Source organism: Microbacterium sp. LEMMJ01 (assembly GCF_002114135.1).
Classification (GTDB): Bacteria; Actinomycetota; Actinomycetes; order Actinomycetales; family Microbacteriaceae; genus Microbacterium.
Genome location: NZ_NCTV01000033.1, coordinates 287103 through 300006 on the forward strand (window position 1 = coordinate 287103; position 12904 = coordinate 300006).

Here is a 12904-nt window from a genome sequence, read left to right on the forward strand (position 1 = left end):
GAGTTCCTTCCCGTCCCCCGTGGGCGCGCGCGGGGGCGGCGACACGGTAGCGTTTCTCCGGAGGTTTCCCGATGACAACTGCCCCGCCCGCCCCGGCGTCCACCGGCCCCACCGGTACCCTGGACCGCTTCTTCGAGATCAGCAAGCGCGGATCGACGATCGGCACCGAGATCCGTGGAGGCCTCGTGACGTTCGTCACGATGGCCTACATCGTGATCCTGAACCCGATCATCCTGTCCGGAAAGCCGGACGTCGCCGGCGACATGCTCGACTTCAACGCCGTCGGCGCCGCGACGGCCCTGACCGCCGGCGTCATGACGATCCTCTTCGGCGTCGTCACCCGTCTGCCGTTCGGCTTCGCCGCCGGTCTCGGCATCAACGCCTTCGTCGCGTTCTCCGTCGTCGGCCAGGTCACCTGGCCCGAGGCGATGGCGCTCGTGATGATCAACGGCGTCGTGATCGTGCTCCTCGCCGCCACCGGGCTGCGGAAGGCGATCTTCGACGCCGTGCCGTTCCAGCTGAAGATCGCGATCACGGTCGGCATCGGCCTCTTCATCGCGTTCATCGGGTTCGTCAACTCCGGCTTCGTCACCGCGACCGGCGCCTCGTCCCCGCCCGTCGGCCTCGGCGTCAACGGCTCCGTGGCCACCGTGCCGAGCCTGCTGTTCGTGATCACGCTGCTGCTCACCGGCATCCTCGTCGCACTCCGCATCAAGGGCGGCATGCTCATCGGCCTCATCGGCGGCACCGTGCTCGCGGTCGTCGTCGAGGCGATCTGGCACATCGGCGCCCGCGGCGTCGACGATGAGGGCAATGTCGTCAACCCCGGCGGCTGGGGTCTCACCGTCCCGGCGCTGAACGGCTCCCCCGTCAGCGTCCCCGACCTGAGCCTCATCGGCGCCGTCGACTTCTCGTTCGACCTCGGCAAGGTCAGCCTCGTCGCGCTCGTGATGATCGTCTTCACGCTCCTCTTCACGAACTTCTTCGACGCCATGGGCACCATGACGGGTCTGGCGAAGGAGGCGAACCTCGCCGACGACAACGGCGACTTCCCGCGCATCAAGTCGGCGCTGGTGGTCGAGGGCGTCGGCGCGATCGCCGGTGGTGCGACCTCGTCGTCCTCCAGCACGGTCTTCATCGAGTCCGGCGCCGGCATCGGCGAGGGCGCCCGCACGGGACTGGCGAACGTCGTGACGGGCATCGTGTTCCTCATCGCGATGTTCCTCACCCCGCTGACCTCGATCGTCCCGACCGAGATCGCCGCCGCGGCCCTGATCATCGTCGGTGCGATGATGATGGCCCAGATCCGGCACATCGACTTCGGCGACTTCCGGGTCCTGCTGCCGGTGTTCCTCACGGTCTCCGTCATGCCGCTGACGTACTCGATCGCCAACGGCATCGGGGCGGGCTTCGTGAGCTGGGTGCTCATCCACGCCTTCTCCGGCAAGGCCAAGACCATCAGCCCGCTGCTGTGGGTGGTCGGCGCCGGCTTCCTCATCTTCTTCGCCCGCGGTCCCATCGAGGCCCTCTTCGGCGTCGGGATCTAACCCCGCTTCGAATCGCGCAAATGGCCCCATTCCGACACGGAATGGGGCCATTTGCGCGACTTGAGGGAGGTGGGAGCTCCACCGTCAGGAGGAGTGGGCCGGGGCAGACGGCTCGCCGGAATCGCGTGATTGGTCCCATTCGGCCGCGGAATGGGACCAATCGCGCGACTTGAGGGAGGGGGCGGCAGGAACCGGGGGTATGACGAAGGCCCCGGGGTGGAGCCCGGGGCCTTCAGGTCAAGCGTAGCTCAGATCAGAGCGACTCGATGATCTCGCGCATGAGAGCGGCGGTCTCGGACGGCGTCTTGCCGACCTTGACGCCGGCGGCCTCGAGGGCCTCCTTCTTCGCCTGCGCGGTACCGGCCGAGCCGGAGACGATCGCACCGGCGTGACCCATGGTCTTGCCCTCGGGGGCCGTGAAGCCCGCGACGTAGCCGACGACGGGCTTGGTGACGTTCGCCTTGATGTACTCGGCCGCACGCTCCTCGGCGTCGCCGCCGATCTCGCCGATCATGACGATGGCCTTGGTCTCGGGGTCGGCCTCGAACGCGGCGAGCGCGTCGATGTGCGTGGTGCCGATGACCGGGTCGCCGCCGATGCCGATGGCGGTCGAGAAGCCGAGGTCGCGCAGCTCGAACATCATCTGGTAGGTCAGGGTGCCCGACTTCGACACGAGACCGATCGGGCCCTTGCCGGTGATGTTGGCGGGCGTGATGCCGACGAGCGCCTCACCGGGGGTGATGATGCCGGGGCAGTTCGGCCCGATGATGCGGGTCTTGTTGCCCTTGCTCTGCGCGTAGGCCCAGGCCTCGGCCGAGTCGCCCACGGGGACGCCCTCGGTGATGACGACGAGCAGCGGGATCTCGGCGTCGATGGCCTCGATCATCGCGTCCTTCGTGAAGGCGCCGGGGACGAAGGCGATCGACACGTCGGCGCCGGTCTCCTTCATGGCCTCGGCGACCGAGCCGAAGACGGGGAGCTCGACGGCGTTGCCGTCCTTGTCCGTGTGCGAGACCGTGGTGCCGGCCTTGCGGGCGTTGACGCCGCCGACGACCTGGGTGCCGGCCTTGAGCATCAGCGCGGTGTGCTTGGTGCCCTCGCCGCCGGTGATGCCCTGGACGATGACCTTGGAGTCCTTGTTGAGGTAGATCGACATGTTCTGTTCCTTAAATCCTGTCGAAGCGTCAGGCGTTGGCGAGCTCGGCGGCCTTGTCGGCGCCCTCGTCCATCGTGGCGGCCAGGGTCACGAGCGGGTGCGCGTAGTCGGCGAGGATCGCACGACCCTCGTCCACGCGGTTGCCGTCGAGGCGGACGACGAGCGGCTTGGAAGCCGTGTCACCCAGCGTCTCGAGGGCGCCCTTGATGCCGTTGGCGACGGCGTCGCACGCCGTGATGCCACCGAACACGTTGACGAACACGCTCTTGACCTGCGGGTCGCCGAGGATGACGTCGAGGCCGGCGGCCATGACCTCGGCCGAGGCGCCGCCGCCGATGTCGAGGAAGTTGGCGGGCTTGACGCCGTTGTGGTTCTCACCGGCGTAGGCGACGACGTCGAGCGTCGACATGACCAGGCCCGCGCCGTTGCCGATGATGCCGACCTCGCCGTCGAGCTTGACGTAGTTGAGGCCGGACGCCTTGGCCTTGGCCTCGAGCGGGTCGGCGGCGTCCTTGTCCTCGAGCGCCTCGTGCTCGGGGTGGCGGATCTCGGAGGCGTTGTCGTCGAGCGTGACCTTGCCGTCGAGCGCGATGATGTCGCCGTCTTCGGTGCGGACGAGCGGGTTGACCTCGACGAGCGTCGCGTCCTCACCCTTGTAGACGTCGTAGAGCTTCACGAACACGTCGGAGACCTTCTCCACGAGGTCCTCCGGGAAGTTCGCGGCGCGGGCGATCTCGACCGCCTTCTCCTTGTCGATGCCGGTCAGCGGGTTGACCTCGACGCGCGCGAGCGCCTCGGGCTTCTCGACGGCGAGCTGCTCGATCTCCATGCCGCCCTCGACGGAGCAGAGGGAGAGGTAGGAGCGGTTGGCACGGTCGAGCAGCACGGAGAAGTAGAACTCCTCGGCGATGCGGGCGCCCTGCGCGACCATGACGCGCTTGACGACGTGGCCCTTGATGTCGAGCCCGAGGATGGCCTTCGCGGCCTCGTACGCCTCGTCGGGGGTCTTGGCGACCTTGACACCGCCGGCCTTGCCGCGGCCTCCGGTCTTGACCTGGGCCTTGACGACCACGACACCGCCGATCTTCTCGGCAGCCGCCTTCACCTCCTCGGGGGTGTCCGCGACGATGCCGGCGAGGACCGGCACTCCGTACTTCTCGAAAACGTCTCGTGCCTGGTACTCGTACAGATCCACTGTGCTTCCTTCACTGGGCTGCGGTCTGGTCTGGTGATTCTCTCGATGTCGAGACATCGACCAGTCCCCCAGCCTACTACCGCAGGCTGAGCGCTCCGACGCCCCGACGCCCTCCCCGACGCGCCGACGCCTCCGGTACGATTCTTGAGCGTCGAGGCAGGGGAGACGAGATGACGGACACCTTCGACTGGTCTGATCCGGTGGCGACACGCGCGCGCATCGAGCAGCAGGTGAAGGACGCGGAGCGCCGCGCCGCGCAGGCCGCGCAGGTGCGCGACGACATCGCGGGCGTGCGCGAGCAGGCGGCCTCTCCGGGCCGCGACGTCACCGTGACGGTGGACGCCTCCGGGCGCCTCGCCGACGTCGCGCTCACGGACGCCGCTCTGCAGCGCTCCCCCGCCGCCCTGGGCGCCCTCATCGTCACCCTCGCCGCCACCGCGCAGAAGGCGGCGGGAGCACGGGCGGTCGAGATCGCGGCGGAGGCGTTCGGCGCGGAGGACGCGGCGGTCGCGCATCTGCGTGAGGAGATCGCCGAGCTCCCCGACCCGAGTCAGGACGGCCGACCGCAGATCGAGTACCGCTGATGGCCGAGCTGATCGCCGTCGACACCGAGACCGTCCGCCAGCACGCCCAGCGCGTCGCGCAGATCGCCGCGGACGTCCGGCTCGCCGAGAACGCCGCCGGCTCGATGAACGTGGGCGGCGGCGCCTTCGGCGTGATGTGCGCCTTCCTCGTCCCCCCGGCACAGATCGTCTCGTCGATCGCCGCCGGGGCGATCACCGCCGCCGCGACGATGCTGGAGAAGTCCGAGGAGCAGCTCCGCGGCCTGGCGGACGACTTCGATGAGGGAGAGCAGCGTCAGCTCGATTCGATCCGCGGGCTGCTGTCGTCCGTGGAGGGCGCTCGCCGATGACCCCGCCGAACCCGCTGGTGGCGGGACCGATCGACCCGACGACACCGTTCAGCGGAGCCGGTCTGCTCGAGGACGGCTACGACCTCGTGAACGCGATCGAGAGCGGGGACTGGGTCTCCGGAGGACTCGCGTCCTTCTCCGCCCTCGCGAACACCGTGGCCACGGCCATGGATCCGCTCGGCTCGCTGATCGCCGCGGGATTGGGGTGGCTGATGGACCACCTCGAGCCGCTCAAGGGCTGGCTCAACGACCTGACCGGCGATGCGGGCGAAGTCGCCGGTTTCGCGGCGACCTGGGGCAACATCGCGCAGCAGCTGCAGCAGGCGGGCGAGACCCTCGACGCCCGCCTCTCCGACGTCAGCTCGATGTCGGGCGAGGCGATCGCGGCCTACCTCCGGCTGCAGTCCGACGTCGCCGCCCACATCTCCGCGGCCGCTGCCTGGGCCGGCGGGATGAGGACCGGCATGGAGACCGCGTCCATGCTGGTGCAGATCGTGCACGAGCTGGTCCGCGACACCCTGTCGCAGCTGGTCGGCTCCCTCATCTCCTATGCGAGCACGCTCGTCGTGTCGCTGGGCACCGCCACCCCGTACGTCATCGCGCAGGCCACGAGTCGCGTCTCGGCCATGACCGCCCGGATCTCCGGCACCGTGCTCAAGCTCGTGGATGCCGTGACGGCCCTCACGAAGCACCTCGACGAGCTCAAGTCGCTGTTCCAGCGCCTCGGCGACCTCTTCTCGCGCGGCCCGGGCGGTGGGCATGGCCCGTCCGGCCCCGGAGCCCCGCACGGCCCTGACGGCAGTTCCCCCGGGGGCTCGTCCCCCGACGGCTCGTCTCCCGACGGCACCTCGCCTGGCGGCTCCGGCCCCGCGGGCCCCAGCGTGCGCGACCAGAGCACGCTCACAGACGAGCAGATCCAGACGTACCTCGACCGCAACTACCCGGAATACGCTGACGACTTCGCGGACAACGGCACGCTCCCGCCCGACGTCCAGATCCCCAAGGGACCGGACGTGCTCCAGCCCGACGGGAGCATCGACTGGAGCCAGGTTCCCGGCGAGGGGTACGTGCTGGATTCGGGCGGGGAACCGATCCGGCAGCCGCACACTCCACAGGTCGGGGACGTCCTCGACCGCTACGGTCCTCCGGAGGGCCGTTACACATCCCCGGTCCCCGAGAGCGGCCCGTATACCTACGATCAGCGGTCCCTCCCGTATGTGGAGAACCCGGCCCACTACCACCGCTATGAAGTGGTCGGCGACATGTCCGATCTTCGGAGCGTCTACGACCGCGCTCCGCAAGACGTCAAGGACGAACTCCTGGCGGGCGGGTTCAAGCCCGAGTATCTGGGTTCGCAGGGCTACCGAGGAGACATCGCGCCCGGGTTCGGCTCGACGGGTGGCGGGGTGCAGGTCCAGCTTCCCCTCACGGCCGCACAGTTGATCACACTCGGCGTATTGAAGGAGATTCCATGACCGAGCTCACCTCCGACGACGTGCAGCGCATCATCGCCGATGAGAAGCTCACCGCCACCGCGAACTGGTTCGGCCTCACCGGTCGACCACAGTCATCGGCGTGGATCGACCGCGACGGCGACGCGTGGATCGTGTGGGAGACGGACGAGCGTGGCGGCAGATTCCACGATCCCGTCCGCTTCGACTCGGAGTCGGAGGCGTTGGACTTCTTCCTGCGGATCGCGCGCCGCTACCGGGCGTCGGACTCGCACGCCGTCCGACGGATCGAGGGCCGGGAATGACGGAGCTGTGGATCGGACCCGACGGCGTCGCGATCGATCGCGAGCCGCTCCCCCGCGGCGCGGAGGTGTGGGACATGTACGGGCCGCTCAACACGCGCTACGTCTACCTCGTGGAGAACGGACGGCCGGCCGCCTATCCGGAGCGCTCCCTGCCCTGGGTCGAGAACCCCGCGGCGTACCACCAATTCCTCGTCGTCGGCGATTGCGTCCACATCCGCGCAGCATACGAGTGCTCGGAGGACGCCGTCCTCCGACGGGACCTGGACGACCTCGTGGACATCGGCTACTACCGCTGGGACGCCCCGATCTTCCGCGGCACGGTGGCCCCGGCCTTCGGCGACCCCGGCGGCGCGACCCAGCTCCTGCTGCCCCTCCCCCTCACGTTCTACCTGCGTCTCGGCCTGGTCCGGGAGCTGGCCGTCCCCGGAGCATCCGCATGAACCGCGACACCGTCCTCGCCGACCTCCGCGCGCGAGGCTCCGTCGGCTTCTGCTTCTTCGACGACCCCCGGGGCAAGACGAACACCGTCGTGGTGTCGTACGGCAGAGAGGGCTACCAGACCTGGATCCAGGACGAGCGCGCGCAGCCGATCGAGGGGTCGCTGCGGGTGTTCACCGCAGAGCAGGAGGCGCTGGCCGACTTCGCCCATCGCGTGCAACTCTGGAACCGCGTCAGCGGCGTGCTCTCGCCGGGGCCGTCGGGCGCGAGCCCCACGGCGGTCTAGGCTTTCGCCATGCACGAATCCGCAGAGCTGCGCACCGGGGGCGTCGTCGCCGCCGCGCTCGAACTCTTCAGCGCCCAGGGGTTCGACCAGACGTCCGTGGAGCAGATCGCCAAGGCCGCCGGCGTCTCCCGGTCGACCTTCTTCCGGCAGTTCGGCGGCAAGGAGGACGTGGTCTTCGCCGATCACGAGGTCCTGCTGGAGCAGCTCCGCGAGTTCCTCGACGAGGGGCACGACGATCCGTGGGGCGCGGTCTGCGCGGCATCGGAGTCCGTGTTCACGCACTTCGCGAACGACCCGGAGCTCGCGCGACGGCGCTACCAGATCGTGCGGGAGGTGCCGGTGCTCCGCGAACGCGAGATCATCACCGTGTTCCGCTACGAGCGGCTGTTCGACGAGTACCTGCGCAGTGCCCTGCCGGGGGTGGATCCGCTGGACGCGGTGGGCTTCGCCGCGCTCGTGACGGCGGTGCACAACCACGTGCTGCGGCAGCTCCTGCGCGGACGGAAGAAGGTGCCGCTGTCCACCCTCCAGTCCGCGCTCGCGGATGCACGTCGGCGGTACGGCGTGGGCGAGGCCGCCGACGCGGGCGCTCCGGACGACGTGGTGGTGGCGGTCTTCCCCCGGTCGATGCCGATCGCCGAGGTGACCAGGAGGCTCCGCTCCGAGCTCGACTGAGCCGACCGGGGCGGTCGTGGTACCGAGTATCGAGGAGTACGATACCTGGTGTCACGAAGGAGCACCCATGAGCACTGAAGCCTCCCCCTTGCACGGCGAGCGCGTCTCGTCCTACGACGTCACCGGGCGGCAGGACAGCGACTACTACGCGGTCTTCGCCGACATCCCCGCCGCCGACCGGGAGGCCTGGGACCGCGCGAAGGGGTACGTCGATGAGGTCGCCCCGCAGATGGCCGAGGCGTGGGACCGCGCCGAGTACCCGCTCGACGCCGCCCGCCGCATGGGCGAGATGGACCTCGTCGTCGACGGCGTCGACCACCCCGCGCTGACCCGGCTCTCGCCGCTCGCCGCGGGCCTGGTCAACATGGAGATCTCGCGCGGGGACGGCTCCCTCGGCACGATCCTCGCGGTGCAGGGCGGGCTCGCGCTGCGGACGCTCGCGCTGTTCGGCTCGCCCGCCCAGCAGGACCGCTGGCTCACGGCACTCGCCGACGGCACGGTGCTCGGTTCCTTCGCCCTGACCGAGCCCGACCACGGCTCCGACTCCGTCTCGCTGGAGACCGTGGCCCGCCGCGACGGGGACTCCTGGGTGCTCCGCGGTGCCAAGAAGTGGATCGGCAACGGCGCTTCGGGCGGGATCACGTTCGTCTGGGCGCGGGTCGACGACGAGTCCGCCGCCGAGCACGGCGCGGTGCGGTGCTTCCTCGTCGAGCAGGACACCCCCGGATACACCGGCACCGTGATCCGCGGGAAGGCCTCCCTCCGCGCGATCCATCAGGCCCACATCCGCCTGGACGACGTGCGGGTGCCGCGGGACGCGGTGCTGCCGGGGACGAAGAGCTTCAAGGACGCCTCGACCGTGCTGTACGCGACCCGGTCCGGGGTCGCCTGGTCGGCGCTGGGTCACGCGACGGCCTGTTACGAGGCGGCGCTGGCCTACGCGAAGCAGCGCGTGCAGTTCGGCAAGCCGCTCGCGAAGTTCCAGATGGTGCAGGAGCGGCTCACGCACATGCTGGAGGATCTGACGGCGATGCAGCTCTACTGCCGCCGCATGGCCGATCTGGAGCAGGCGGGGGCGCTGCGGCCGACGCAGGCCTCGCTCGCGAAGTTCCACAACACCCGGGCGGCCCGGCGGATCGCCGCGACGGCGCGGGATCTCCTCGGCGGCAACGGCATCCTCCTGGAGAACGGCGTCATGCAGCACCTGGCCGACATCGAGGCCATCCACACCTACGAGGGCACCGAATCCGTGCAGGCCCTGCTGCTCGGCCGCGACATCACCGGGATGAGCGCCTTCGCCTAGCCCTTCGAATCGCGCACTTTGCTGGATTCGGCGGCCGGATGCAGCGAAGTGCGCGACTCGAAGCAGAGGAGGCGGTCGCGGTCGTCCCAGGGGTCGACGGGACGGAAGCCGCGGGACGCGTAGAGCCGGATCGCGGCGTCGCGCCAGTCCCAGACCGACAGCCGCACCGCGCCCTCGGCCTCCACCAGGACGGCGTCGAGCAGCGCGGAACCGACGCCGCGACCGCGGACCGCCGGATCCGCCCAGAGCCGCTTGATCTCGGTGTACCCGGCATGCGGAAGCGCGATCACCACGCCGACCGGAGCCCCGGCGAGCTCCGCCACGAGCACCCGTCCGCCGGCGTACGCGGTCGCCGGATCGCGGACCTCCGGCCGGTATCGCTCGGGGAGTTCGGCCTCGGGCTCCGCGGGGTCACCCAGGACGTCGTGCTTCTCCTGCTCGGTCTGCCGGAGATACGTCGACACCGCGGCACCGACGAAGGCCGCGTCACCCGGCCACTCCGCCTCGCGGACGGTGACGCCGCGGCGCGACGCGGAGGCGGCGGGCATCAGTCGCAGCCGCAGCCGCCGGCGGGGGTCTTCACCATGAAGCACACGTCGCACACGCCGTAGTCGCGCTCGACGGGCTTCGGAGCCGCGGGCGTGCGGGGAGCGGCGGGGGTGCGCGGCGTCGTGGAGCGCTTGGCCTTGACCGGGGCCTGCGGGGCGAATTCGCTCGGGTGCGTGACGTAGAAGTAGGGCGCGCGCCCCTCGCTGGGCTGCAGGCGGAGGCGGGTGGACCCGACGGTCACGACCTCGTCCTCCGTGAAGCCGTTGGTGTACGTGCGGCCGATGTGCAGCGCCGCCCCCTCGCGGCGGATCGCCTCGATGTAGCGACCGCGGTCGATCAGCGAGGTCACCCCCGCGACCTCGACGATCTCGGTGATGAACGCGTGGTTCACCGGATCGATGCGATGGGCGCGGAGCGCCTCGGGAAGCGAGCGGTACGGACGGGAGGTGCCGGCGGGGGTCGGGCCCTGGACTTCATTCATCCCTTCCAGGATCGCACGGCGCAACCCCCTCCGCTGACCGCGGGCTCGCGTGCGAGACTGGCCGCATGGCACTCGCGACGATCATCGGATCCGGACCGAACGGCCTCGCCGCCGCCGTCTCCCTGGCCCGCGCCGGCTACCGGGTGCGCGTGCTCGAGGCCGCGGACACGGTGGGAGGCGGCCTGCGCACCCAGGAGGCCACCCTCCCCGGCTTCCGTCATGACGTCTGCTCGGCCGTCCACCCTGCGGCCGTGGCCTCGCCGTTCTTCCAGGCGTTCCGGCTCGACGAGCGGATCGAGTGGATCCGCCCCGAGATCTCGTTCGCCCATCCGCTGGACGGGGGCCGTGCCGCCATCGCCTGGCGCGACATCGAGCGCACCGCGGCCGAGCTCGGCATCGACGGCGACGCGTGGCGGCGCCGGCTCCGCCCCCTCAGCACCCACATCGACGGCGTCACGGACTTCACCGGGAACCAGCTCCTCCGCCTCCCGCACGACCCGGTCACCGCGGTCCGCTACGCGATCCGCATGCTCGACCAGGGCACTCCCCTGGCGCGCGCCGCCTTCCGCACCGAGGAGGCGGCCGCGCTCATGGCGGGAGTCGTCGCGCACGCGAACTCCCCGCAGCCCACGCTCGCGGGGGCTGCGGCCGGGCTCCTGCTGGCCGGACTCGCCCACGCCGGCGGCTGGCCGTACCCCCGCGGCGGCTCGCAGGTGATCGCCGACGCCCTCATCGCCGACCTGGAGGCTCACGGGGGCTCGATCGAGACCGGCACCCGGGTCACCGATCTCGCCGCGCTGGACTGGGGCGACCCCACCCGCGGCGACGTGCTCCTGCTCAACGCCTCCCCCCGGCTCGCCCTCACCCACCCGGACATCCCGGCGTCGTATGCCCGTGCGCTCCGCGGCTACCGCTACGGCGCCGCGGCGGCCAAGGTCGACTTCGCGCTCGACGGCCCCATCCCGTGGACGAACGAGCACGTGCGGAACGCGCCCACCGTGCACGTGGCCGGGACGAGGGACGAGGTGTGGAACAGCGAGAACGCGGTCGCCGTCGGTCGCGTGTCCGAGCGCCCCTACGTCCTGGCCGTCCAGCCGTCGCTCTTCGACCCGACCAGGGCACCCGACGGCAGGGCCGTGCTCTGGGCGTACATCCACGTGCCGAACGGCTCCGACCTCGACCCGACCGAGCTCATCACCGCGCAGGTCGAGCGGTTCGCGCCGGGCTTCCGCGACCGGATCCTCGCCCACCACGCGGTGCCGGCCTCCTCCCGCGAGGCGATCAACCCGGCCGAGATCGGCGGCGACATCTCCGGCGGCGTCTTCGATATGCGTCAGGCCCTGCGCCGCCCCGTCCTCTCCCCCGCGCCGTGGCGCACACCGATGCCGGGCGTGTACCTCGCGTCGGCCTCCACTCCGCCCGGGCCCGCGGTCAACGGCATGGCCGGGTGGCACGCGGCACACACCGTGCTCCACGATGCCGGCACGCCCGCGGAACTCGACGACCTGTTCGGCTGATCCTGCCCTTTCCCCCGCTCGCCGCCCGGTCCAGGATGGGTGCATGCGCTACGAGATCCCGGCCCCTATGCTCGCCAAGGCCGTCGCGGCCGTCCCCGACCCCGACAAGACCCCGGGCGGGCTGCTCTACGAGCCGAAGTGGGACGGGTTCCGGGGGCTCATCGCCTGGGACGGCGAGACGGTCGAGATCGGGTCCCGCGGCGCGAAGCCCCTCACGCGCTACTTCCCGGAGCTCGTCGATGCGATCCCTGAGCTGCTGCCCGTGCCCTGCCTCCTCGACGGCGAGATCGTCGTGGCCACGGGTCCGCACGGCGCGCAGCGTCTGGACTGGGAGGCCCTCAGCCAGCGCATCCACCCGGCCGCCTCCCGGGTCGCGAAGCTCGCCGTCGAGACCCCGGCCCTGTTCATCGCGTTCGACCTGCTCGCCTCCGGTGAGGACGACCTGCGCGACCAGTCGTTCGAGACGCGGCGGGCCCGGCTGGAGACGCTCATGGAGTCCGTGGAGCACCCGCTGCACCTGACCAGGACCACCCGCGACCGTGACGCCGCCGTCCGCTGGCTCCAGGAGTTCGAGGGCGCGGGCCTCGACGGCGTCGTGGCCAAGCCGCTGGCGCAGCCGTACGCACCGGGGAAGCGCACCCTCTTCAAGATCAAGCACGCGCGGACCGCCGACGTCGTCGCCCTCGGCTACCGCATCCACAAGTCCGGCACCGGGGTCGGGTCGCTGCTCGTCGGGCTCTACGACGCCGAGGGGACCCTGCGTCAGGTCGGCGGGGTCGCGGCATGGAGCGACGCGAAGCGGAAGCAGCTCGTGGAGGAGCTCGCACCGTTGGTCGAGCGTGACGAGGACGGCGCGGCGGTGACGGGCGAGGGCGAGCGCTCGCGGTTCAGCGGGTCGAAGGATGTCTCGTTCGTGCGGCTGCGTCCCGAGCGGGTGCTGGAGGTGCGGTACGACCAGCTCGAGGGCGCCCGCTTCCGTCACACCGTGCAGTTCGAGCGGTGGCGGCCGGACCGCGACGCCCGCTCCTGCACGTACGACCAGCTCGACACCGTCGAGGGCTACGACCTCGCCGACGTCCTGAGCTGAG

At 70.7% G+C, this 12904-nt stretch carries 15 protein-coding genes; 11 read left to right on the forward strand and 4 right to left on the reverse strand.

Annotated elements, in window-relative coordinates; all coding sequences use genetic code 11:
• The first annotated feature begins 71 nt into the window (after nt 1–71).
• A complete protein-coding gene (locus B7W94_RS12605; RefSeq protein WP_025103779.1) occupies nt 72–1547 on the forward strand; it encodes an NCS2 family permease in 1476 nt (491 codons plus the stop codon).
• 253 nt (nt 1548–1800) lie between these two features.
• On the opposite strand, the gene sucD is transcribed toward B7W94_RS12605, so the two are convergent.
• Both sucD and sucC read right to left on the reverse strand, forming a co-directional pair.
• Complete coding sequence (gene sucD, locus B7W94_RS12610) at nt 1801–2703, reverse strand: succinate--CoA ligase subunit alpha (RefSeq protein WP_025103778.1); 903 nt, start codon at nt 2701–2703, stop codon at nt 1801–1803.
• A 28-nt stretch (nt 2704–2731) separates the two neighbouring features.
• Entirely contained in the window at nt 2732–3898 is a 1167-nt protein-coding gene (gene sucC, locus B7W94_RS12615; RefSeq protein ID WP_025103777.1) for an ADP-forming succinate--CoA ligase subunit beta, read from the reverse strand.
• Between the two features lie 170 nt (nt 3899–4068).
• Here sucC and B7W94_RS12620 point away from each other — a divergent pair, with 170 nt between their 5' ends.
• The 8 genes from B7W94_RS12620 (at nt 4069) to B7W94_RS12655 (ending at nt 9269) form a co-directional block, all read left to right on the forward strand.
• Nucleotides 4069–4482: a YbaB/EbfC family nucleoid-associated protein gene (locus B7W94_RS12620; RefSeq protein WP_062635924.1), complete on the forward strand. Its 414-nt coding sequence runs from the start codon at nt 4069–4071 to the stop codon at nt 4480–4482.
• A complete protein-coding gene (locus B7W94_RS12625; RefSeq protein WP_025103775.1) occupies nt 4482–4811 on the forward strand; it encodes a type VII secretion target in 330 nt (109 codons plus the stop codon). The genes B7W94_RS12620 and B7W94_RS12625 overlap by 1 nt, the downstream gene beginning before the upstream one ends.
• Entirely contained in the window at nt 4808–6286 is a 1479-nt protein-coding gene (locus tag B7W94_RS12630) for a TNT domain-containing protein (RefSeq protein ID WP_085606845.1), read from the forward strand. The genes B7W94_RS12625 and B7W94_RS12630 overlap by 4 nt, the downstream gene beginning before the upstream one ends.
• Nucleotides 6283–6567 carry a hypothetical protein gene (locus tag B7W94_RS12635; RefSeq protein ID WP_025103773.1) on the forward strand — a complete coding sequence of 95 codons (285 nt, stop codon included), beginning with the start codon at nt 6283–6285 and terminating at the stop codon, nt 6565–6567. Before B7W94_RS12630 ends, B7W94_RS12635 begins: the two co-directional genes overlap by 4 nt.
• Nucleotides 6564–7007 carry a glycohydrolase toxin TNT-related protein gene (locus tag B7W94_RS12640; protein WP_025103772.1) on the forward strand — a complete coding sequence of 148 codons (444 nt, stop codon included), beginning with the start codon at nt 6564–6566 and terminating at the stop codon, nt 7005–7007. Before B7W94_RS12635 ends, B7W94_RS12640 begins: the two co-directional genes overlap by 4 nt.
• Nucleotides 7004–7291 carry a hypothetical protein gene (locus B7W94_RS12645; protein ID WP_025103771.1) on the forward strand — a complete coding sequence of 96 codons (288 nt, stop codon included), beginning with the start codon at nt 7004–7006 and terminating at the stop codon, nt 7289–7291. Before B7W94_RS12640 ends, B7W94_RS12645 begins: the two co-directional genes overlap by 4 nt.
• A gap of 9 nt (nt 7292–7300) precedes the next feature.
• Nucleotides 7301–7966, forward strand: coding sequence for a TetR/AcrR family transcriptional regulator (locus B7W94_RS12650; RefSeq protein ID WP_025103770.1), 666 nt, complete (start codon nt 7301–7303; stop codon nt 7964–7966).
• Between the two features lie 67 nt (nt 7967–8033).
• Nucleotides 8034–9269 carry an acyl-CoA dehydrogenase family protein gene (locus tag B7W94_RS12655; RefSeq protein ID WP_085606847.1) on the forward strand — a complete coding sequence of 412 codons (1236 nt, stop codon included), beginning with the start codon at nt 8034–8036 and terminating at the stop codon, nt 9267–9269.
• Here the strand turns inward: B7W94_RS12655 and B7W94_RS12660 are convergent.
• Both B7W94_RS12660 and B7W94_RS12665 read right to left on the reverse strand, forming a co-directional pair.
• Nucleotides 9266–9817: a GNAT family N-acetyltransferase gene (locus B7W94_RS12660; protein ID WP_085606849.1), complete on the reverse strand. Its 552-nt coding sequence runs from the start codon at nt 9815–9817 to the stop codon at nt 9266–9268. The two genes, B7W94_RS12655 and B7W94_RS12660, sit on opposite strands and share 4 nt — an antisense overlap.
• Nucleotides 9817–10299, reverse strand: coding sequence for a hypothetical protein (locus tag B7W94_RS12665; protein WP_085606851.1), 483 nt, complete (start codon nt 10297–10299; stop codon nt 9817–9819). The genes B7W94_RS12660 and B7W94_RS12665 overlap by 1 nt, the downstream gene beginning before the upstream one ends.
• Before the next feature lie 65 nt (nt 10300–10364).
• On the opposite strand from B7W94_RS12665, the gene B7W94_RS12670 reads away from it, so the two are divergent.
• Both B7W94_RS12670 and B7W94_RS12675 read left to right on the forward strand, forming a co-directional pair.
• Nucleotides 10365–11816, forward strand: coding sequence for a phytoene desaturase family protein (locus B7W94_RS12670; RefSeq protein WP_085606854.1), 1452 nt, complete (start codon nt 10365–10367; stop codon nt 11814–11816).
• A 43-nt stretch (nt 11817–11859) separates the two neighbouring features.
• Entirely contained in the window at nt 11860–12903 is a 1044-nt protein-coding gene (locus B7W94_RS12675; RefSeq protein ID WP_025103765.1) for an ATP-dependent DNA ligase, read from the forward strand.
• Nucleotide 12904: the final 1 nt, after the last annotated feature.